Source organism: Neisseria sp. (assembly GCF_030527965.1).
GTDB lineage: Bacteria > Pseudomonadota > Gammaproteobacteria > Burkholderiales > Neisseriaceae > Neisseria.
The window spans coordinates 44,187-67,849 of sequence record NZ_JAUMZU010000006.1 but is presented as its reverse complement, the minus strand read 5'-3'; the positions used below and the strand labels follow the sequence as shown (position 1 = coordinate 67,849).

The 23,663-nt window shown below is 52.6% G+C and carries 13 protein-coding genes and 1 pseudogene; 11 read left to right on the top strand and 3 right to left on the bottom strand.

Going from position 1 to position 23,663, the window contains the following annotated elements; translation table 11 throughout:
- Positions 1-210 precede the first annotated feature (210 nt).
- The 5 genes from rpsU to Q4A84_RS03975 all read left to right on the top strand — a co-directional run bounded on the left by rpsU (position 211) and on the right by Q4A84_RS03975 (position 6,985).
- Positions 211-423, top strand: a complete 213-nt coding sequence (gene rpsU, locus Q4A84_RS03995) for a 30S ribosomal protein S21 (protein WP_003680926.1) — start codon at positions 211-213, stop codon at positions 421-423.
- 100 nt (positions 424-523) lie between these two features.
- Positions 524-967 carry a GatB/YqeY domain-containing protein gene (locus Q4A84_RS03990; RefSeq protein ID WP_303087638.1) on the top strand — a complete coding sequence of 148 codons (444 nt, stop codon included), beginning with the start codon at positions 524-526 and terminating at the stop codon, positions 965-967.
- Positions 968-1,045: 78 nt separating this feature from the next.
- The gene (gene dnaG / locus Q4A84_RS03985) at positions 1,046-2,824 is read left to right on the top strand and encodes a DNA primase (protein ID WP_303087680.1); all 1,779 of its coding nucleotides are present in this window, start codon (positions 1,046-1,048) and stop codon (positions 2,822-2,824) included.
- A 312-nt stretch (positions 2,825-3,136) separates the two neighbouring features.
- Positions 3,137-5,092: an RNA polymerase sigma factor RpoD gene (gene rpoD, locus Q4A84_RS03980; protein WP_303087637.1), complete on the top strand. Its 1,956-nt coding sequence runs from the start codon at positions 3,137-3,139 to the stop codon at positions 5,090-5,092.
- A 96-nt stretch (positions 5,093-5,188) separates the two neighbouring features.
- Positions 5,189-6,985 carry a bifunctional chorismate-binding protein/class IV aminotransferase gene (locus Q4A84_RS03975; protein ID WP_303087636.1) on the top strand — a complete coding sequence of 599 codons (1,797 nt, stop codon included), beginning with the start codon at positions 5,189-5,191 and terminating at the stop codon, positions 6,983-6,985.
- An 82-nt stretch (positions 6,986-7,067) separates the two neighbouring features.
- Here the strand turns inward: Q4A84_RS03975 and Q4A84_RS03970 are convergent, their stop codons facing one another.
- The 3 genes from Q4A84_RS03970 to rep form a co-directional block, all read right to left on the bottom strand.
- On the bottom strand, positions 7,068-8,507 hold the full coding sequence (locus Q4A84_RS03970; RefSeq protein ID WP_303087635.1) for a hypothetical protein: 1,440 nt from the start codon (positions 8,505-8,507) through the stop codon (positions 7,068-7,070).
- 46 nt (positions 8,508-8,553) lie between these two features.
- Positions 8,554-11,385: an excinuclease ABC subunit UvrA gene (gene uvrA / locus Q4A84_RS03965; RefSeq protein WP_303087634.1), complete on the bottom strand. Its 2,832-nt coding sequence runs from the start codon at positions 11,383-11,385 to the stop codon at positions 8,554-8,556.
- 193 nt (positions 11,386-11,578) lie between these two features.
- Positions 11,579-13,591 (bottom strand): DNA helicase Rep, encoded by a 2,013-nt coding sequence (gene rep / locus Q4A84_RS03960; RefSeq protein WP_303087633.1) that lies wholly within the window; start codon positions 13,589-13,591, stop codon positions 11,579-11,581.
- A 141-nt stretch (positions 13,592-13,732) separates the two neighbouring features.
- On the opposite strand from rep, the gene Q4A84_RS03955 reads away from it, so the two are divergent.
- The 6 genes and pseudogenes from Q4A84_RS03955 to glgX all read left to right on the top strand — a co-directional run bounded on the left by Q4A84_RS03955 (position 13,733) and on the right by glgX (position 23,637).
- On the top strand, positions 13,733-14,227 hold the full coding sequence (locus tag Q4A84_RS03955; RefSeq protein WP_303087632.1) for a dihydrofolate reductase: 495 nt from the start codon (positions 13,733-13,735) through the stop codon (positions 14,225-14,227).
- A gap of 423 nt (positions 14,228-14,650) precedes the next feature.
- Positions 14,651-15,982, top strand: coding sequence for a sugar porter family MFS transporter (locus Q4A84_RS03950; protein ID WP_303087631.1), 1,332 nt, complete (start codon positions 14,651-14,653; stop codon positions 15,980-15,982).
- A complete protein-coding gene (locus Q4A84_RS03945; RefSeq protein ID WP_303087630.1) occupies positions 15,979-16,860 on the top strand; it encodes a carbohydrate kinase in 882 nt (293 codons plus the stop codon). The genes Q4A84_RS03950 and Q4A84_RS03945 overlap by 4 nt, the downstream gene beginning before the upstream one ends.
- Positions 16,861-17,107: 247 nt before the next feature.
- Positions 17,108-19,234, top strand: a complete 2,127-nt coding sequence (gene malQ / locus Q4A84_RS03940) for a 4-alpha-glucanotransferase (RefSeq protein ID WP_303087629.1) — start codon at positions 17,108-17,110, stop codon at positions 19,232-19,234.
- A gap of 155 nt (positions 19,235-19,389) precedes the next feature.
- Positions 19,390-21,555, top strand: a pseudogene (gene glgB / locus Q4A84_RS03935) (1,4-alpha-glucan branching protein GlgB); the annotation flags it as partial.
- A 99-nt stretch (positions 21,556-21,654) separates the two neighbouring features.
- The gene (gene glgX / locus Q4A84_RS03930; RefSeq protein ID WP_303087627.1) at positions 21,655-23,637 is read left to right on the top strand and encodes a glycogen debranching protein GlgX; all 1,983 of its coding nucleotides are present in this window, start codon (positions 21,655-21,657) and stop codon (positions 23,635-23,637) included.
- The last annotated feature ends 26 nt before the right edge of the window (positions 23,638-23,663 follow it).

Here is a 23,663-nt window from a genome sequence, read left to right as displayed (position 1 = left end):
TAATTTTAAAGTTTTCAGCCTGCATTGTTATGCAGGTTTATGATTTTCAGCCTGTGGCAAAAGCGGCAGGTTATCGTTAGGAGGTGATGTTTACATCACGGCGCGTATCCCGCCCCCGCAAGCTTGCGAAACCGCGATACATATTAAATTAAACGCCGCCGGTTCCGAAAAAACGGCACCGGCACTCAATCAAAAATTTTAGGAAATCCAATGCCTGCTATTCGTGTAAAAGAAAATGAACCTTTCGAAGTTGCCATGCGCCGTTTCAAACGCGCTGTTGAAAAAACCGGCTTGTTGACCGAGCTGCGCGCCCGCGAAGCTTATGAAAAACCAACCACCGAGCGCAAACGCAAAAAAGCCGCTGCGGCCAAACGCTTGCAAAAACGTCTGCGCAGCCAGCAATTGCCGCCGAAAATGTATTAATCCTTCAGGATTCGGCCTAAATAAAAACACCGGAACGCTTGTTTTCCGGTGTTTTTAGCATTTAGAATGCCTGTCTGAAACATAACATGGAAAGCCCGAAATGACCCTAAAAGCCCGCCTATCCGAAGATATGAAAACCGCCATGCGCGCCAAAGACCAAGTTTCTTTGTCAACCATCCGCTTGATTAACGCCGCCGTCAAACAATTCGAAGTCGACGAACGCACCGAAGCCGATGATGCCAAAGTGATTGCCCTGATTACCAAAATGGTCAAACAGCGCAAAGACAGCGCCAAGATTTACGCCGACGCAGGCCGCAACGACTTGGCCGACAAAGAAAATGCCGAAATCGACATCTTGCACCGTTATCTGCCCGCCATGATGTCGGCCGAAGAAATCGAAAATGCCGTAGCCGAAGCCATTAAACAAACCGGCGCCGCCGGCATGGCCGATATGGGCAAAGTCATGGGCGTGTTGAAAACCGCGTTGGCCGGCAAAGCCGATATGGGCGACGTGAATAAAATCCTCAAAGCACGACTAAGCTAACCAACCCGCCTTATTTTTCAGACAGGCATTAGCGTGCGGCAACCGCCCTAATGCCTGCCTGAAAACCCGATGCCAACCATGATTCCATCCGACTTTATCGACGAGCTGCTGGCCAAAACCGACATCGTAGACATCATCGACGAACATGTTCCGCTCAAAAAAGGCGGCGCAAACTACATGGCCTGCTGCCCGTTTCACAAAGAAAAATCACCGTCGTTTTCCGTAAGCCCGAGCAAACAGTTTTACCACTGCTTCGGCTGCGGCGCGCATGGTTCGGCCATCGGTTTCATCATGGAATACCAAGGCTTGAGCTTTACCGAAGCTGTGCAATATCTGGCCGACCGCGTCGGCATGACCGTACCGCGCGTCAAAGGCCATAGCGACAACCCCGAGCAGCGGGCCGAACGCAAGAAAAAACAACAAACGCTGGAAGAAACCACCCAAGCCGCCGCCAGCTTCTACCAAAGCCGACTCAACCAATCTCCCGCTGCGCAAAACTATCTGCAACAACGCGGCCTCAACGCCGAAATCATCCAGCATTACGGGCTGGGCTACGCGCCCGAAGGCTGGCAGCCGCTGGCGCAAATCTTCCAGCCCTACCCCAGCAACGCACTGGTCGACAGCGGCATGGTCATCGAAAACGAAGGCAAGCATTACGACCGCTTCCGCCAACGCATCATGTTTCCCATCCGCGATACCCGCGGGCAGATTATCGGTTTCGGCGGCCGTGTGCTCGACGATTCCAAACCCAAATACCTCAATTCGCCCGATACCCCGCTGTTTGACAAAGGCAAAAACCTCTACGGCTTATACGAAGGCCGTGCCGCCATCAAAGAAGCCGGGCGCATTCTGGTGGTTGAAGGCTATATGGACGTAGTCGCATTAGCACAATTCGGCATCGGTTACGGCGTGGCCGCTCTCGGCACCGCCACCACCGCCGAACATGTCAAAATTCTGATGCGGCAAACCGACAACATCTATTTCTGTTTCGACGGCGATGCCGCCGGCCGTAAAGCCGCTTGGCGGGCGCTAGAGAACGCATTGCCGCAACTAAAAGACGGCAAAGCCCTTCATTTTCTGTTCCTGCCCGAAGAGCACGACCCCGACAGCTACATCCGCGCTTTTGGAAAAGCGCGCTTTGAAGATGCGCTTCTGCACCAAAGCCAGCCCCTTTCCGAATACTTCTGGAACGCATTAACCGAAAATATCGATTTGCGCACCCAAGAAGGCAAATCCCAGCTTGTCAAAGCCAGCGCCCCGCTGTTGGCGCAAATCACCGCGCCCGCGCTCGGCTATCTGCTAAAACAAAAACTGAGCGATTTGGTCGGCATCGATCCGACCAACCTTGCTCAATTGCTCGGCCAAGAAGCCCCCAAACGCGATGCCCGCCCGAAAAGCTACAAACTACCGCCTGAAACCGGCCGCCAACCCCAGATGGTTACTCTGGCACGCAAACAAATCCGCGCCTTGCTTGCTAATCCGGCATGGGTAAAACACATCGAACTACCCGAATACCTACCGCTTAGCGGCGACTTGGCCTGCCTGGCGAACGTCGCCGAAACCATCAGCCGCCACCCCCAGATTACCCACAGCGCCCATATTCTCGAGCACATGCGCGGCAACCCTTACGAAACCGTTTTATTCGATATTTTCCGCAACAGCGAGCAAGCCACCGAGCCCGACACGGAAAGCAGCGAAAGCGAGCAAGAATTCAAAGAAGGCATGGTCAAGCTGCTAAACGAATTTCGCTCCGCCCAAATCGACGCCTTAAAAATCAAAAGCAGCCAAGGCGCCCTGAATGAAGCAGAAAAAAAACTTTTACTGAACTTATTAACCCAAAAACGGCACCAAATATAAAAAATGCCTGTCTGAAAACCATTTTCAGGCAAACCGCACATTATCGCGCTTTTCAGACAAGCATTTATCTTGTTGGTAAAACAAGTTTTTTATATAATAACGCATTTTTTCCGCCTAACACTTGCAATCGCCAAACGCATCCCCATTATTAAGCGGAAACGAGCATCTTATCGCCTGAAAGCCTCCGGAGCTATTGCAGGCAGAAATTTAAGCGATTAAATCCGCCGCCTTAAACCCAGCTGCAGCCCACCAAACCAAGCAGAACGCACCCTTCACCGGCGGATGCCGACCGAACATTTCGAGACACTGATAATGATCAACCAAGACCACAACATACAAGATTCCGAAAATGAAGAGCGGGATAACAACCGCCCGCTAACGCCGGAAGAGCAACGCGCCCGCCTACGCCAGTTGATTATCATGGGCAAAGACCGCGGCTACATTACCTACGCGGAAATCAACGACGCGCTGCCCGACGATATGTCCGACGCCGAACAAATCGACAACATCGTCAATATGATTCAAGGCTTGGGCATCCAAGTAACCGAAGAAGCCCCCGATGCCGATACCCTGCTGATGAACGACAACAGCACCGGCATTACCGACGACGATGCGGTCGAAGAGGCCGAAGCCGCCCTTTCCAGCGCCGATTCCGAATTCGGGCGCACCACCGATCCCGTGCGTATGTATATGCGCGAAATGGGCCAAGTTGACCTGCTGACCCGCGAAGATGAAATCATCATCGCCAAAAAAATCGAAAATGCCCTGAAAAACATGATTCAGGCCATCTCCGCCTGCCCCGGCTCGATTGCCGAAATTCTGGCTCTGATCGAACAAGTGCGCAACGACGAAATCAAGGTCGACGAAGCCGTCGAAGCCATTATCGACCCCAACGAAGTGCTGCTCAACGAATTGGGCCTCGGCCACTTGGAAAGCGCCGCACCCACCGATAACGAGAAAGAAAAAGAAGAAGACGAAGACAGCGACGACGAAGACGGCGACGAAGACGAAGACAACAGCACGCTGGAAAACACCAATCTGGAAGAGCTCAAGCAGAAAGTGCTCGACCATTTCAGCGGCATCAACGAGAGCTACGAAAAAATGATTGCCGCGCTGGACAAATACAACAGCAAGCATGAAAAATATCTGGAGCACCGCGACGCCATCGCCAACAAATTGCTGGAAGTGCGCTTCGCCACCCGTCAAATCGAAAACCTCAGCAGCAACCTGCGCAATAACGTCGACAAAATTCGCAAACTGGAGCGCGAAATCCGCGACATCTGCCTAGATCGCGTACACATGGATCGCGACTATTTCATTTCCGCCTTCTTGCCCAATGCCACCAATCTAGAATGGGTGGCCTCCGAAATCGGCAAAAATCGCGTATGGAGCGATGCCCTCGGCCGTTTCCAACACGCCATTCTGGAAAAACAAACCGAAATGGCCTTTCTGGAAAAACAAGCCCGCATTTCGATTGACGAATTGAAAGAAATCAACAAAAACATGGTTGTCAGCGAAAAAGAAACCGCCGCAGCCAAGCAGGAAATGATTCAAGCCAACCTGCGCTTGGTGATTTCGATTGCCAAAAAATACACCAACCGCGGCTTGCAATTCCTCGATTTGATTCAAGAAGGCAATATCGGCCTGATGAAAGCGGTGGATAAATTCGAATATCGCCGCGGCTACAAATTCTCCACCTACGCCACATGGTGGATACGCCAAGCGATTACCCGCTCGATTGCCGACCAAGCGCGCACCATCCGCATTCCGGTGCACATGATCGAAACCATCAACAAAATGAACCGGATTTCGCGCCAATACCTGCAAGATAACGGCGAAGAACCCGATTCCGCCAAACTGGCCGAATTGATGGAAATGCCGGAAGACAAAATCCGCAAAATCATGAAAATCGCCAAAGAGCCGATTTCCATGGAAACCCCCATCGGCGACGACGACGATTCGCACTTGGGCGATTTCATCGAAGACATCAACAATGTTGCCCCCGCCGATGCCGCCATGTATTCCGGCCTGCGCGAAGTGACCAAAGACGTGCTCGAAAGCCTGACCCCGCGCGAAGCCAAAGTGCTGCGCATGCGTTTCGGTATCGACATGAACACCGACCACACGCTGGAAGAAGTTGGCAAACAGTTCGACGTAACTCGCGAACGCATTCGCCAAATCGAAGCCAAAGCCTTGCGTAAGCTGCGCCACCCAACCCGCAGCGACCGCCTGAAAAGCTTCTTGGATAGCGAAGACGGCAAACAATAATGCCTGTCTGAAAAAGCGCAAACCCCAATTTGCGCTTTTTTATCGAAATGCCATCATACTCGGGCCCCGCCCGAGTATCTTTCATTATGATTAGATATGCCCTATTTCGCCTTGCTTGACGATGCGCTTGCCAACCGCGCCGTTTTATTTCAAAACCATATCCGCAGCGAATTTCTTCGCCCCGAAGCACTTGATTCATTAGATGCCTGTCTGAAAAAAGGCTGGTCGGAAAATCTGCATGTCGTTCTCTTTGCGGATTACGAATTCGGCCTGCCGCTGCAACATTTACCGGCCCACACCAACGGCCACTTGGCCTTGCATTGGTTTTCCGAAAAACACCCGCTTTCCGATGTACAAAAATGGCTGGCGGAACACAGCGACGAAGCCCCGGCCGGGCTTGCCGACCTGCAAAACCATACCAGCAAAACAGCCTACACCCAAGCCATCTCACTTATTAAAGCCGCCATCGAGCGCGGCGACACCTACCAAATCAACTACACCACCCGCCTTCATGCCCAAGCCTACGGCAACCCGATCAAACTCTATCAAAGGCTGCGCCAGCCCGTGCCTTACGCTGCCCTTTCCTGCCTGCCCGACCCGCAGCGCCAACCGATATGGACGCTTTGCTTCTCGCCCGAATGCTTTTTAAAAATCGCTGAAAACGGCGAAATCCAAACCGAACCCATGAAAGGCACCGCTCCCGTCTTAAACGACGGCCAAGACGAACAACGCGCCCTCGCCTTGCAGGCCGACCCCAAAAACCGCGCAGAAAATACCATGATTGTTGATTTACTGCGCAACGACTTAGGCAAAATCGCCCGCACCGGCAGCGTGCGCGTGCCCGAACCATTCAAGGTTTCCCGTTTCGGCACCGTCTGGCAAATGACCAGCGCCGTTCACGCACAAACCTGCCCGCAAACCAGCGCCGCCGATATTTTCCGCGCCACCTTTCCCTGCGGCTCCATCACAGGCGCGCCCAAACGAATGAGCATGCAGCTGATTAACCAGCTTGAAACCGAACCGCGCGGCCTCTATACCGGCAGCATCGGCCATCTCGCACCCTGCGCCAGCGGCCTCGGCTTTCACGGCACGCTGAATGTGGTGATCCGCACGCTGCAACTGACCCCTTCAAACCGAAGCGCAAAACATTACCATGCCGTTTACGGCGTCGGCTCCGGCATTGTTTGGGATAGCGACAGCCAAAGCGAATACGACGAGTGCCAATGGAAAAGCCGTTTCGTCAGCCGCCTACCGCCCGAATTCGGTCTGATCGAAACCCTGCGCGTCGAAAACGGGCAAGCGCCGCTGTTAGCCGATCACCTCAGCCGCCTAAGCCAAAACGCGCGCATCTTGAATATCCCCTATAACGCAACGCATATACAGCAGACCATCCAAGCCGCCATCGCCGCCCTGCCCAAGCAGCCCCACCGCCTGAAAATCAGCCTGCACCCCGATGGCAGTTTACAACACGAAGCCGCTCCGCTAACCAATTTATCAGCACCCCAATACGTTACCCTCGCCGAAACCCGCCTGCCTGATACCGACTTCCTGCGCCGTTTCAAAACCAGCCAGCGCGCCGTTTTCGACCGAGGCTGGCAGGATGCCGCCGCAGCCGGCGCCTTCGACTGCCTATTTTTCAACCAAAGCGGCTGGCTGCTGGAAGGCGGCCGCAGCAATGTCTACCTGCTGCTCGACGGCGCCTACCGCACCCCGACAACCGATCTCGACATCTTAGACGGCATCATGCGCCGGCAAGTTATCCACCATCCCGAGCTCCATCTCGGTGGCTTCCCAATTATTGAAAGCCGCCTGACCAAAGCAGACCTTTTGCGTGCAGAGAAAATATTGTTAAGCAACGCTTTGCGTGGGGTGTTTGAGGTATCGTTGAAATAAACAATGCCTGTCTGACAAATTTTCAGACAGGCATTCATTTATTTTCAAAAACAATTATAAAATTTAGCCCCATTAAATAAAATTATTTAAGAGATAATACAGCTTGATAAGCATAATGAACCATCCAAGTCATCCCATCATCCAAATTAGCTTCGTTTGTTAATAAGCTAGGCTTATCTTCATATTGATAATATTCTGGGTTTTCTTCATGTTTTTTGTCAACACCCATAATAAACCCTATTCTAAAGAGATAACGAGCTAGTTTCAGTGGCTCATCTATTTTATGCCCATCAATATCGATCTGCATGTGTGAAAATATTTTATTTTCTATAAAATTAAGTAGCTCTTGAGTAGTATATCTTATCCTTTGTTTTGAGAAGGCATTTATAATATCTTGGATATTCGGGCATTGGTGTGCATGTTCCCTTGGGATATCAGCTAATCGTGCTTGACCGTATTCAAACAATACTTGTTTAATTGAACCAAATGTTATTACTGATGAAGTTTTTGTTTTCTCAGTTTCCTTTCCTGCCAATTTACATAATTGCGCAGCCCATCTAGGTCTTCCTCCAGCATAAATGTGGATAACCCGATATGACTCAGCCTTACTTTTACCCCAAGGAAACTTTTTTGCAAAGACTAATGGCAATAAGTCTTCCTTGTTACTTATATCAATCGAAAACTTCTCACGTTTGCAATATGAAAAAATTCTTTCTGCAAGGAATGATCTAAATTCATTTTTACTCCAATTCAAGTCAAATATATATTGCTCAACCTTATCCAAAGATTCATCAGTTGCGCGAATGCATGCCCATACATCAGTACGTACTATAGTTCGAATAATGATATCGTCAAAGCTTGCTGCAATTTCCCTACATGCTGAGAAAAATGTAGATAAATTTAAGCATTCTTGAGGAGAATTTTTAAAAGTTGCATCGATATCATCTATTAACAATAATATTTTTTTAGGGAGAGTTACACGTGATAGGATTTCCTCATGATTATGAATCTCGGTTCTTGTTCTTCCAACTTCATTTCCAGCTATTTTAAGCTTTAATCTATCAAATAAAGCACTAAGAAGTGATTTAGATTTAAACCCATACATCTCAGCATTCTCAACAATAGTCATTTCATCATCATTTTTTGCAATTCCAATAATATTGGCTAAATTAGAGTTAATTACAGCACAAATTCTTTGTTTCCAATCAAAAACATATTCAATAACACTCTTTTTCTCATCATTTAGAAACCTTTTATGTGCAATTAAATCAGAACCTTTTATATTTATTACAAGATATTTATCATTATCTTTATTACGGTAAGCACACTCTGCAAGAAGTGCAGATTTTCCCATTCCTTTGCGAGCTCTTGCTATTGAGTAGCGAACATCATCTAAATTAAAAAAATCATCCCAATCATCTTTATGTTGCCTCACAAAATATGAATTTAATATTTCAGGTCTTTCATCATCAGCAGCTTCGTTACCCCAAAGATTGCGTGCACTCAAATTTATTTGTTTCATATTATCATCCTATTACTTATACAGTATATTTATATATAGTGAAAAACTATAAACCAATCTTCAAATATCTTCCAGTATGACTCTCTTTTACCATGCTCACTTCCTCCGGCGAACCTTCAGCAATAATTCTGCCGCCGCCATCGCCGCCTTCCGGCCCTAAATCAACAATCCAATCGGCGGTTTTAATGACGTCCAGATTATGTTCGATAATCACAATCGAGTTGCCTTTGCCTTTCAGACGGCCTATTACCTCTAATAACAGAGCAATGTCGGCAAAATGCAAGCCGGTGGTGGGTTCGTCTAGGATATAGAGGGTTCGGCCGGTGTCGCGTTTGGAAAGCTCCAAGGCGAGTTTGACGCGTTGGGCTTCGCCGCCGGAAAGGGTGGTAGCAGATTGGCCGAGGCGAATGTAACCGAGGCCGACATCCATCAGGGTTTGCAGTTTGCGCGAGATGGTCGGCACGGCATCGAAGAATTCGCGCGCTTCTTCTACGGTCATATCCAACACTTGGCTAATGTTTTTGCCTTTGTATTGCACTTCCAAGGTTTCGCGGTTGTAGCGCTTGCCGTGGCAGACTTCGCAGGGTACGTATACATCGGGCAGGAAGTGCATTTCCACTTTAATCACGCCGTCGCCTTGGCAGGCTTCGCAGCGGCCGCCTTTAACGTTAAACGAGAAACGGCCGACGTTATAGCCGCGCTCACGCGAAAGCGGCACGCCGGCAAACAGTTCGCGGATGGGCGTAAACAGGCCGGTATAGGTGGCGGGGTTGGAACGCGGCGTGCGGCCGATCGGCGATTGGTCGACGTTGATGACTTTGTCGAGATGTTCGAGGCCTTGAATATCGTCGTAGGGTGCCGGCTCTTCATGGGCACGGTTCAGCTCGCGCGCGGTGATTTTGGCCAGCGTGTCGTTGATTAAGGTGGATTTGCCGCTGCCTGAAACGCCGGTAATGCAGGTAATCAGGCCGAGCGGCAGTTTTAGGGTAACGTTTTTCAGATTGTTGCCGCGTGCGCCGCTCAGCACCAGCATTCTTTCGGGGTCGACGGGCGTGCGCTCTTTCGGCACGGCAATGGCTTTGCTGCCGCTCAGATATTGGCCGGTAACCGATTCTTTGCAGGCGGCCACTGTTTTCGGGCTGCCGGCAATAATCACGTTGCCGCCGTGCTCGCCGGCGCCCGGCCCCATATCGACGACAAAATCGGCTTCGCGGATGGCATCTTCGTCGTGCTCGACCACAATCACGCTGTTGCCTAAATCGCGCAGGCGTTTGAGCGTGGCGAGCAAGCGGTCGTTGTCGCGCTGGTGAAGGCCGATGGAAGGCTCGTCGAGCACATACATAACGCCGGTTAGCCCCGAGCCGATTTGGCTGGCGAGGCGGATGCGCTGCGCTTCGCCGCCCGATAAGGTTTCGGCGCTGCGGGCGAGGTTGAGATAATCCAAGCCGACATTAATCAGAAAGCCCAGCCGCTCGGTAATTTCTTTAAGGATTTTTTCGGCGATTTGTTTTTTATTGCCGTCTAATTCCAATTTTTCAAAAAACTCAAGCGCTTGTTTGAGCGGAATGGCGGAAATCTGGTGCAACGGCTGTTTGCCGATATACACATAGCGCGCTTCTTTGCGCAACCGCGCGCCGCCGCATGACGGGCAGGCGCGGTGGCTTTGGTATTGCGCCAATTCTTCACGCACGGTGGCGGAATCGGTTTCGCGATAGCGGCGCTCCAGATTGGGGATAATGCCTTCAAAAGCGTGGCTGCGGTTGAATGAGGTGCCGCGTTCGGAAAGGTAGCGGAAATCAATCACTTCTTTACCCGAACCGTGCAAAACGATTTTTTGCACTTTTTCAGGCAGGCTTTCAAACGGGGTGTTGACATCGAAGCCGTAATGGTCGGCCAGCGATTGAATCATTTGAAAATAGAATTGGTTGCGCTTATCCCAGCCTTTGATGGCACCGGCGGCCAAGGATAATTCTGGGTGCATAACCACGCGCTCGGGGTCGAAAAAATTCATGCTGCCCAAGCCGTCGCAAGTGGGGCAGGAACCCATCGGGTTGTTAAACGAAAACAGGCGCGGTTCGAGTTCGGGCAGGCTGTATGAGCATACGGGGCAGGCGAATTTGGCGGAAAACCAATGCTCTTTGCCGTTATCCATTTCCAAAGCCAACGCACGCTCGCCGCCATGGCGCAGGGCGGTTTCAAAACTCTCGGCCAAGCGCTGTTTCATATCGGCTTTGACTTTAACGCGGTCAATCACCACGTCGATATTGTGTTTGATGTTTTTTTCCAGCTTTGGCACTTCGTCGAGCTGATAGACTTCGCCGTCAACCCGCACCCGTGCGAAGCCTTGCACTTGCAAGTCGGCAAAAAAATCAACGAACTCGCCTTTACGCTCGCGCACGGCCGGCGCCAGAATCATCACGCGAGAATCTTCAGGCAGGCTTAATACATGATCAACCATCTGCGATACGGTTTGGCTGGACAAAGGCAAATCGTGCTCGGGGCAATATGGTGTGCCGACGCGGGCGTATAACAGACGCAGATAATCGTGAATTTCGGTAACCGTGCCGACGGTGGAGCGCGGGTTGTGGCTGGTGGATTTCTGCTCGATGGAAATAGCGGGCGACAGGCCTTCGATTAAATCGACATCGGGCTTATCCATCATCTGCAAAAACTGGCGCGCATAGGCGGAAAGGCTTTCCACATAACGCCGCTGCCCTTCGGCATATAAGGTGTCAAACGCCAGCGAAGATTTACCGCTGCCCGACAAGCCGGTTACCACCACCAGCTTGTGGCGGGGAATATCAAGATCGATGTTTTTCAGATTGTGGGTGCGTGCGCCGCGAATGCGGATGGTGTCGTTATCGTTATATTCACTCATTTTGATGCCTGTCTGAAAATTTTGAAAACTGTTTATTTTAGCGCGTATCGCAATCCGTTTGATAGCTTTCTACTGAAAACACGAAAGAAAACGCGGCCTAACATTCGGTTTGCCAAGTAAATACGTTCAGCCGCAATCAATAATGCCTGTCTGAAAAGCATTCAGACAGGCATTATTAGGTTTATCGGCAATATCAGCCTTTATTTTGCGACTTGGCGGCGGCATCCAATATTGTATGCCAAGTCGCAAAATATTGTTTACCCTCTTCTTTGCTGACTATCGGCTCGCCGCCTTTACGCCCGAGAATCTTCAAATCTTCCTGCGGCATTTCCTCGATAAAGCGGCTCGGCTCGGGAAACTGCCAAGCGCCCTGACGCTTGCGTTTAACGCAATGGGTTAACGTAAGCTGCCGTTTGGCGCGCGTAATGCCCACATACATCAGCCGCCGCTCTTCCTCGACATTGCTCTCTTCGATACTATCGGCATGCGGCAGCAAACCTTCTTCGCAACCGACCAAAAACACATACGGATATTCCAAGCCTTTCGAGGCATGCAGAGTGGAAAGTTTTACCGCATCGACCTCTTCTTCGTTTTTGCCTTCCAGCAGCGTCATCAAAGCAATGGTTTGCGCGATTTCAATGATGTTTTTACCGTCTTGTTCGCCTTTTTTCGCCAGCCAAGCCACCAGATCGCCGACGTTGCGCCACTTGATTTCGCCGGTTTTCCCTTCTTCGCTGTTGAGCAGATGGGCTTCGTAAGCGATATCGGCCAGCAGATTGTTGACCAACTCGCCCGCTTCGTCGGCCTCGGCCCGCGCTCGATAGTTTTCCATCAGCAGCATGAATTGCTGCACGTGCTCGCGATTGGCCGTGCCCAAGGCGGATTGGGCTTCGGGGCTTAGCGCTGCTTCATACAGGCTGCAACCGTGCTCTCGCGCATAGGTGTTGAGTTTGCCGAGTGTAACGTCGCCGATGCCGCGCTTGGGCGTGGTAATCGCGCGCAGGAAGGCCGGATCGTCATTCGGGTTGGCCAGCAGGCGGATATAGGCGAGCACGTCTTTAATCTCCGCCTTATCGAAAAAACTCTGTCCGCCGGAAAGCTGGTATGGCACGCGCGAACTGCGCAAAGCCTCTTCAAACAGGCGCGCCTGATGATTGCCGCGGTAAAGCACGGCAAAATCGGCGTAACGGGTTTTTTCGCCGCCCACCAGCTTTTGTTTCACAATCTGGCTGACCACCCATTCGGCTTCATGCTGCTCATGCTGGCAAGCCACAACTTTGACATGCTCCCCCATTCCGAATTGCGACCACAAGGTTTTTTTAAACAATTTAGGATTGTTTTCAATCACTTTGTTGGCCACTTTCAGAATCCGCGCGGTCGAGCGGTAATTCTGCTCCAGCTTGATCACTTTCATCTGCGGGTAATCCGCCTGCATCCGGCGCAGGTTTTCCATATTCGCGCCGCGCCAGGCATAGATGGATTGGTCGTCGTCGCCCACGGCGGTAAACATGCCTTCGGCGCCGGTAAGCAATTTCATCAAGGTGTATTGGCAGGCGTTGGTGTCTTGGCATTCGTCGACCAGCAGATAGCGCAGGCGCCGCTGCCATTTGTGGCGTATTTCGCTGTTTTCTTGCAACAAAACGGCGGGTAGGCGGATTAAGTCGTCGAAATCCACCGCTTGATAATGGATCAACGTGTCTTGATAGCTGGCATAAACGGCGGCCATTTGCCTGTCCCAGTCATTATCGGCATGTTGCAAGACGGTTTCCGGCGTTTTCAAATCGTTTTTCCACAAAGAAATCTGATGCTGCGCTTTAAACACCGCTTCCTTGCCGGTGCTGCCCAAGAGCTCGTTGATGATTTTGGCGCTGTCGGTGCCGTCGAGAATGGAAAAGTTTTTTTTATAACCCGCATGCACCGCATCTTCGCGCAAGATGCGCATGCCGAGAGAGTGGAAAGTGCAGATAGTCAGCCCGCGCGTTTGCGTTTTCGCCAGCATTTTTCCCACCCGCTCCTGCATTTCCTTGGCCGCTTTATTGGTAAACGTAATCGCCGCCACCGTATGCGGCGCATAGCCGACGTTTACAATCAAATGTTTGATTTTTTGCGTAATCACACCGGTTTTACCGCTGCCTGCGCCGGCCAAAACCAATAAAGGGCCGCCAAGGTATTGAACCGCCTGCAGCTGTTGGGGATTGAGTTTCATGAGAAAAACGATGGATGGAAATAACAGCCGGATTATAACGGAAAAGCCTTGGCAGTCTGTCTGAAAAACCAAAAAAGCTTTTTCAGACAGGCATGGGTTACAATACGGCCGTCTTTTTACTTTCCCTTTCGAGAAGCCCTCATGCAACAGATTACCCTCATCGCCGCCGTGGCCGAAAACGGCTGCATCGGCATCCGTAATACCATGCCTTGGCATATTCCCGAAGATTTCGCATTTTTCAAAAGCTACACCAGCGGCAAACCGATTGTTATGGGGCGGAAAACTTGGGAATCTCTGCCCAAAAAACCCCTGCCCGGCCGGCGAAACATCGTGATTACACGGCAAGCCGATTATGCCGCCGACGGCGCTGAAATCACGGGCAGCTTGGCGGAAGCGCTCGCTTTATGCGGCGATGCAGCGGAAATCGCGATTATCGGCGGCGCACAGATTTACACCGAAGCCATGCCCTTCGCCACTGACTTACGGATTACCGAAGTCGGCCTCAGCGTCAACGGCGATGCCTTTTTCCCCGCGATAAACACCGACATCTGGCAGGAAAGCGAGCGGCAAAAGCATGAAAGCGCGCAGGGTATCCGTTACGACTTCGTTCATTACCGCCGAAGCGGCAGCGTATGATAAAAAGCCTGTCTGAACATTTTCAGACAGGCTTTTTGTTTGATGCGCCCAACTCAGCCGTCTTATTTTTCAGCACCATCAGTCGATTTCATCACGCCGCCCCTTCGCCATAGCGACCCAATGCCTGCCTGAAAAAGCTTTACCTAATCAAAACAATACTTCCCCAATCGCAATTAATCTTTACGCTTAAAGAAACTTTATGGTTTCTCCGCCCTCCAATACTTCGGGATGATTCCCGATATCGCCCCACCAATACCACCAATCTGGTTTTAGCCTAAGGCATTCACATAATAAACAGCCGCCAACGTGGCCGACCGCATTCGCACACCGACACACTCCGGCAAACCCGCTATAGCGGTTTGCCCGTATCTTTATTTGAAATTTAAAGATTTACCTCGTTTCCATTTTTCCAAGGAAAATGTTATGAACCAATCCAAACTTCTTTTATGGTCGATTACGGTCGCGCTGGCAGGCTTTCTGTTTGGCTTCGATACCGTTGTGATTTCGGGTGCCGACCAATCCTTGCAACAATTATGGCACAGCTCCAGCCTGTTTCACGGCGTAGTCGTGATGTCGTCGGCGCTATGGGGAACGGTGCTCGGCGCCCTATTTGGCAGCATTCCCACCGATGCCATCGGCCGGAAAAAAACTCTGATTGTTATCGGTGTTTTATATGTTATCGGCGCACTCGGCTCGGCCTTGGTTTCCGACCCGTGGTTGTTTGCCATCTTCCGTTTTGTCGGCGGGCTGGGTGTCGGCGCCTCTACCATCGCTGCGCCGGCTTACGTTTCCGAAATTGCACCGCCGGAAAAACGCGGCCGCTTGGTGGCGATGTATCAATTCAACATCGTTTTCGGCATTCTGATGGCTTATCTTTCCAACTTCCTGTTTTCCAATCTGGATTTGGGTGAAAACACTTGGCGCTGGATGCTCGGCATCCAAGTGGTGCCCGCCGCCATCTATACCCTGATGGTGTTTACCATTCCGATGTCGCCGCGCTGGCTGATGATGAAAGGCCGCTATGAAGAAGCCCGCGCTGTGTTGCAACAGGTCAACCCTGAAGCAGACCTCACCGAGCTGACCGCCGCCGCCCAAGCCGACAACCAACATAAAAAAGAAAGCCTGTGGCTGAAAAAATACCGTCTGCCGGTGCTACTGGCCTTTCTGATTGCCTTTTTCAACCAAGTTTCCGGCATCAATGCGTTTCTTTATTACGCGCCCCGTATTTTTGCCATCGCCGGCTTGGAACAAAATGCAGCGATGTTGAGCAGCGTGGGCATCGGTGTCGTTAACCTGATTTTCACTTTCGTCGGTTTGTCTTTGATTGACAAGTTCGGCCGCCGCCAATTGATGTATATCGGCTCTTTCGGCTATATCGTTTCATTGGGTTTGGTATCGCTGGCGTTTTTCCTCGAGTGGAAAGGCATGGCCGTACCGCTGTTTTTCTTCTTGTTTATCGCCGCCCACGCCATAGGTCAAGGCACGGTGATTTGGGTATTCATTTCGGAAATTTTCCCCAGCCATCTGCGCGCGCAAGGCCAATCGCTCGGCAGCTCCACCCACTGGGTGCTCGCGGCCGCCATTCCCGCTGCCATTCCCTTCTTGTTTGACAGCATCGGCGCCTCTTGGGTATTCGTTTGCTTTACCTTCATGATGGTGCTGCAACTTTTATTCGTGATGTTTATGATGCCGGAAACCAAAGGCGTGCCGCTGGAAGAATTGTCTCAATCGCTCATTAAGGAAGACGCATCATGAAAATCACCAGTTTCGGCGAAGTATTATGGGATGATTTGCCCGACGGAAAAGTATTGGGCGGCGCGCCGCTCAACGTATTGGTGCGGCTGCAGGCGCTCGGCGCCGACACGGCCATCATCAGCCGCAAGGGCAACGATGCCGACGGCGAAGAATTATTGCGCCAGATAAAAAGCAAAAACGTCGATACGTCTTTGCTGCAAACTGATGCGCGGCAAGCCACCAGCTTGGTTAAAGTTTCGCTGGACGCCTACGGTGTTGCCTCTTACGACATTGTTTACCCTTGCGCATGGGATAAAATTGAAGTGGAAAGTGCCGCGCTCCAACGGGTGGCCGAATCCGATGCCTTCATTTACGGCAGCCTGAGCACGCGTGATGCGGTTTCCCGCCAAACGCTTGAAGAGCTGGTTAAACAGGCGCGCTTCCGCATTTTCGACGTAAACCTGCGCCCGCCGCACTACGAGCCCGACCGCCTGTTGGAAATGATGAAACAGGCCGACCTGCTCAAGCTCAATGACGACGAATTATATGATTTGTCTGAAATTTACGGCTCCAAGCTACATTCGATAGAGCAAAACATCCGATTCCTATCGGATTTGACCGACAGCCGCCAGATTTGCGTTACCTTGGGCGGGCACGGCGCCGTGTATTATGAAGACGGCAAGTTTTACCATCATGCCGGTTATCGCGTGAAAGTAGCCGATACCGTCGGTTCGGGCGACAGTTTCCTCGCCGGGCTGACCTACAAGCTGCTTACCCAAACCGAACCGCAAGCCGCCCTAGCCTTCGCTTGCGCACTAGGCGCTCTCGTTGCCGCCCACCACGGCGCCACGCCCGATATTTCACTTGAGGAAATCGAACGCTTTATGGGCTTGGCATAGCCTCTTAGCAGTAGAATCATAAGGGCTGCCTTCGGTCTCAACCGGAGGCAGCCCTTGTATTAAAACGCAGATAAAAAATGTTTTCAGACAAGCATAACCTCCGAAGCCTGTCTGAAAAATATGTTTCATCTCAAATAAAATCTGCTCTCTGTATCTTTCCGTCATTGAATACTGTATAGTATAAATTATTGATTTATAAAGCCAGCTACCTTTCCCAAGCAACCCGATTCCCCACGGAGCGCCTAAAATGGACCTTTCCGAAGCGCTGAAACAGGAAGCTGCCGCACTTGGCATTGCTTTATCTCATTATGACATCGATGGCAATCTGATTCAGGCCAAACCCGAATCGGTGGAATATTTTGTGCGCCTGTTTCAAACAACCGTTTCAGACAGGCATTCTCTCCCAGATGCTCATGCCGAAGCCGAATTCGACGACATACTGGTTGCTTATGAAGGCCAAAATATCCTCTGCCGCACAGACAAAACCTCGCTTCCGCCAAACTCGCCCCTCGATTACGCACTCGCCGACGAAAACGGCCGTATGCTGGCACAAGGCCACAGCGCCGCGCCAACCCTAGCGCTCGACCCGCTTCCCTACGGCTATTACACGCTCACCTTAACCGCCTCCTCACAAACTTACCACCTGTTCCTGATTGTTTCCCCCACCGCCGCCTATCGCCCCGATGCCCTGCAAACCCATCAAGCATGGGGGCTCAACATACAGCTTTACAGCCTGCGTTCCGCGCGTAACTGGGGCATCGGCGATTTCGGCGATTTGCGCTGCCTCGTTGAACAAGCCACGCATGCTGGCGCCGATTTTATCGGGCTCAATCCGCTGCACGCGCTTTATCCCGCTGTGCCCGAATGGGCAAGCCCTTACAGCGCGTCTTCACGCCGCTGGCTGAATTTCATCTATCTCGATATTGAAGCGATACCTGAGTTCAGCAGCAAAGCAGTGCAAAACTGGTGGCAAAACAGTGAAACGCAGCAAGAAGTTTCCGCCCTGCGCCAAACGGAATGGGTCGACTACGCCGCCGTATGCCGCTTGAAACTGGCCGCATTGGAAAAGACCTTCGCCTTTTTCGAAACCAGCCGCGCCCGCAAAACAACACAACGGCGCGCCGAATTCGAAGCGTTTTTAAAACAACACGGCAATGCCTTGCTCAACCATGCTTTGTTTGACGCACTCGACGCACAAGCCCATTCAAGCGACAACGAGCCGGAAACGCGCATAGGCTGGCTGGGCTGGCGCCAAGAATGGCAAACGCTTTCAGACAGGCAACGTCAACAGCTTCTCGAACAACATGCCCGGCCGGTGCGTTTTTACGCTTGGTTGCAATGGCTGGCGGCCCAACAACTTGCAGACATCCGCACACTGTGCGGCAAAACCGGCATGAAGCTCGGGCTTTACGGCGATCTGGCAGTCAGCAGCTCCCGCGGCAGCGCCGACGTATGGGGCGACCGCGCACTCTACTGCACCGCAGAATCCATAGGCGCCCCGCCCGATCCGCTGGGGCCGGTCGGCCAAAACTGGAACCTGCCGCCGTGGCACCCACATCGCTTGGTCAAGCGCGGTCTGCGCCCGTTTATCGAGATATTGCGCGCCAACATGCAGTATTTCGGCGTTATCCGCATCGACCATGTGATGGGCTTGTTCCGCCTGTGGCTGATTCCGCAAAACCAACATTCTTCAGACGGCCTTTACGTGTATTACCCGTTTGACGCCATGATGGCAGCGCTAACGGTTGAAAGCCACCGCAACCGCTGCCTCGTTATCGGCGAAGATTTGGGCACCGTGCCCAATGAAGTGCGCAGCAAACTCAACCAATACCGCATTTTATCTTATTGCGTGCTTTATTTTGCCTGCGCTGGCAACCGCTTTCCCCCGCCGCAGGATTTCCCGCCGGAAGCCTTCGCCACCATCGGCACCCACGATTTGCCCTCGTTGAAAAGTTATTGGCATTGCAACGATCTGCGGCTTTTCGCCGACTTGGGCATCTTGGATCACAACCGCCTGAAACCGCTCTACGACCGGCGCCTGCACGAAAAACAAGCCCTGCTCGATGTCCTGCACCGAGACGGTTTCCTGCCGCCCGAGTATGAAGGCGACGCACTCAGCATGGCCATGCACGACGGTTTAAACCGCGCCATCCACCGTTATCTGGCGGCATGCCGAAGCAAGCTCGTCGGCGTGCAACTGGAAAACCTGCTGGATATGGAACAACCGTTCAACCTGCCCGGCACTTCCGTCGAATACCCCAACTGGCGCCGCAAAATGCCCGTGCCGCTGGAAACCTTGTTTGACGACGAGCATATTTTGAAAACACTGAAAGAAGTCGGGCAAACGCGTCAAAACAACGGCGCCGCAGCATAATATTTTCCGCATCCGGCATGCACAGCGAAAACACTAACAATAAATAAAAAGCCTGTCTGAAAAAGCCACCCGCTCTTTTTCAGACAGGCCTAACCAACCTCAAAAGAGAAACAAAGGCAGAAACAAACATGAAATCTTTAGTCCCTCAAGCTGACATCGACCGCCTTTTCGAAGGCCGGCACACCGATCCCTTTTCCGTTTTGGGCATGCACCGCACCGAAAACGGTTTGGAATTACGCGTCTTGATGCCCGATGCAGAACAAGTATTCGCATACAACACAAAAACCGGCCGCAAAGTTGCCGAATTGGCACGTGCCGATTCGCGCGGATTTTTCGCATCGGTTTTACCGCGGCTGAAAAATCCGTTTGCCCACCGGCTTGAAGTGCAATGGAAAGAAGGCTGGCCGCAACAGCTGGAAGACCCTTACCGCTTCCCCAGCATGATCGGCGAATGGGATCACTGGCTGCTGGCCGAGGGCGCCCATTTAAGGCCTTACGAGCAACTGGGTGCGCACGCCGCCGAATGTGACGGCGTAAAAGGCGTGAACTTCCGACTCTGGGCGCCGAACGCGCAACGCGTTTCCGTTGTGGGCGAATTCAACCATTGGGACGGCCGCCGCCATCCGATGCGCTTTCACTCGAAAGATGGCTTGTGGGAATTGTTTGTGCCCGATGCGCAAAACGGCCAGCTTTACAAATTCGAGCTGCTCGACAGCAACGGCAACCTGCATCTGAAAGCCGATCCGTTCGCCTTCGCTGCACAGCTTCGCCCCGAAACCGCCTCTCAAATCAGCCAGCTGCCGGAAAAAATGCCGATGACGGCGCAGCGTGCCCGCGCCAACCAAGCCGACCGGCCGGTTTCCATTTATGAAGTCCACTTAGGTTCGTGGCGGCGCAACACCGAAAACAATTTCTGGCTGGATTACCGGCAAATCGCCGCGGAATTGGTTCCTTATGTGAAAGACATGGGCTTTACCCATATCGAATTGCTGCCGATTACCGAATTTCCCTATGACGGCTCATGGGGTTACCAACCGCTCGGGCTGTATGCACCGACCAGCCGTTTCGGCCCTCCCGAAGGCTTCCGTCACTTCGTCGAAACCGCCCACGCAGCGGGCATCAACATTCTGCTCGACTGGGTGCCCGGCCATTTCCCCGCCGACTCGCACGGCCTCGCCATGTTTGACGGCACCCATCTTTACGAGCACGCCGACCCACGCGAAGGCTACCACCAAGACTGGAACACGCTGATTTACAACTACGGCCGCAACGAAGTGAAAAACTATCTTTCCGGCAACGCACTTTACTGGCTCGAACGCTACGGCGTCGACGGCCTGCGGGTCGATGCCGTGGCCTCCATGCTTTACCGCGACTACAGCCGCGGCGAAGGCCAGTGGGTTCCCAACCAATACGGCGGCCGCGAAAATCTCGAAGCGATCGAATTTCTCAAACACACCAACTACATCATCGGTACCGAAATGCAGGGCGCCGTTTCCATCGCCGAAGAATCAACCGCTTTTGCCGGCGTTACCCTACCTCCGGAAAACGGCGGGCTGGGTTTTCATTACAAATGGAATATGGGCTGGATGAACGACACGCTCGCCTACATGCAGAAAGACCCGATTTACCGCCGCTACGAACACAACAAAATGACTTTTGCCATGATGTATCAATACAGCGAAAACTTCGTTTTGCCGCTCTCACACGACGAAGTGGTGCACGGCAAAGGTTCTCTCATTGCCAAAATGCCCGGCGATGCTTGGCAGAAGTTTGCCAATCTGCGCGCCTATTACGGCTATATGTGGGGCTTCCCCGGCAAAAAGCTGCTGTTTATGGGCAACGAATTCGCCCAAGGCCGCGAATGGAATTATCAGGAAAGCCTTGATTGGTTTTTACTGGAAACGCAGCACGGCGGGCTCTGGCACAGCGGCATACAGAATCTGGTGAAAGACCTCAACCGTACATACCAAGCCGAGCCCGCCCTATACGAGCTCGACACGCGGCCGGAAGGCTTCGAATGGCTGGTGGCAGATGATTGCGAAAACTCCGTATTTGCCTTTGAGCGGCGCAGCGCCGAGGGCGGCAGCGTTCTCGTAATCAGCAATTTCACCCCCGTTGCGCGCGAACACTACCGCATCGGCGTCAACCGTGCAGGCTGTTACGCCGAAATTTTGAACACCGATTCCGCTTTCTACAACGGCAGCAACACAGGCAACGCCGGCAGCATTCACAGCGAATCCGTTCCCTCGCACGGCAAAGCCCAATCGATCGACGTAACCATACCGCCCTTGGCAACCGTTTATTTGAAATGGCAAGGCTGATTCGATGGTTTTTCAGACAGGCATTAAGCCACCCAAACAATGCCTGTCTGAAAAACACCGCCGCCGAAAACACTAATGCCTGTCTGAAAAGATAACGCTATGAAGCTAGAAACCCGCCCCGGAACGCCGCTGCCGCTCGGCGCCACTCTAACCGACAACGGCACCAACTTCGCCCTGTTTTCCGAACATGCCGAAGCAGTCGAGCTCTGCCTGTTTGACGAGCACGGCGGCGAAACGCGCATTGCCGTACCGCACCACACCGAAGGCATCTGGCATATATGGCTCAACGGCATCCGCGCAGGCACCCGCTACGGCTACCGCGTACACGGTGCAGGCGCCATGTTCAACCCGCAAAAACTGATGCTCGACCCCTATGCCAAAACCGTAGAAGGCAAGCCCGATTGCCGCAGCGAAGATCAAACGGCTTGGTTTTCCATCTACGATTCGCGCAACAATGCCCATCTGGCGCCCAAAGCAGTGGTAACCGACGAAACCTTCGATTGGGGCGACGACCAACTGCTGCAAACAGCATGGGCCGACACCATCATTTACGAAATGCACGTCAAAGGTTTCAGCCGATTGCACCCCGATCTGCCCGAAAACCTGCGCGGCAGCTACGCCGCACTTGCCCACCCGACCGTTATTGCCTATCTGAAAAATCTCGGCATTACCGCCGTCGAGCTGCTGCCCGTCTGCTACCATCTCGACGAGCCCGCCCTGCAAGCACGCGGCCTTCACAACTATTGGGGCTACAACCCGCTGGCCATGTTTGCCGTCGAACCCGCATACGCTTCCAACCAACTCGGGCTCACGCCGCTAGCCGAATTCAAACAAGCGGTAAAAGCCCTGCATGCCGCCGGAATCGAAGTGATTCTGGATATGGTGTTCAACCACACGGCAGAGCTGGAGCGCCACCTTCCCACCTACAGCCAGCGCGGCATCGACGATGCCACCTATTACTGGCAGGAAAACGGCACATACTTGAATTGGACGGGCTGCGGCAATATGCTCAACCTCGCCAGCGCCGCCGGCCGACGCTGGGTGGTCGACTGCCTTGCCTACTGGGCCTCAAGCTGCCATATCGACGGCTTCCGTTTCGACTTAGGCACAGTGCTTGGCCGCGAAACACCCGAATTTAATCCGCAAGCACAGCTTTTTGCCGACATCGCCGCCGAACCGGCCCTGCAACACTGCAAATTCATTGCCGAGCCTTGGGATATCGGCCCGGGCGGCTACCAAGTCGGCCGCTTTCCGCCCGCGTTTGCCGAATGGAACGACCACTTCCGCGACGACATGTGCCGCTTCTGGCTATGGAAAAGCGGAGAAATCGGCGCCTTTGCCGAACGCCTGGCCGGCTCTTCCGACTTCTACCAACACGAAGGCAAACGGCCGCACAACAGCATCAATTTCATCACCGCCCACGACGGCTTTACCCTGCACGATCTGGCCGCCTACAACCAAAAACACAACGAAGCCAACGGCGAACACAACCGCGACGGCCGCAATGAAAACCACAGCTACAACCACGGCACCGAAGGCATGGCCAACCTTTCCCCCGAAATCCAAGCCGCCCGCTTCGCCAGCCTCCTCGCTTTGCTCGCCAGCCTGTTGCTCTCCAACGGCACACCCATGCTGCTGGCAGGCGACGAATTCAGCAACAGCCAATACGGCAACAACAACGCCTACTGCCAAGACAACGAAACCGCATGGCTTAAATGGGCGCAAGCCGATACCGCCCTGCTTCAGGCAACTTGCCGACTCATCGCCCTGCGTCGGCAGATTGCCAGCCTGACCAACGATCAATGGTGGCATGCCGATAATGTGCAATGGCTCTCGGCTGACGGAATCGCGCTCAACGAAGCCGGTTGGCACAACCGCCAAAGCCGAGCCATGCAGGTTTTGCTTGACGGCCGCTGGCTACTGCTCGTCAATGACAAAGCCGAAGCCCAAACTTTCCAACTGCCCGAAGGCCAATGGCAAACCCGCTTCGGCGCCGACGACGCACTGCTTTCAGACAGGCATTTGACCGTCAACGGCGTTGATTTCCACCTGTTAGAACACATCAAGCACAAGGAGAATTAAAAAACCGAACAACTAAGAAAACCGTA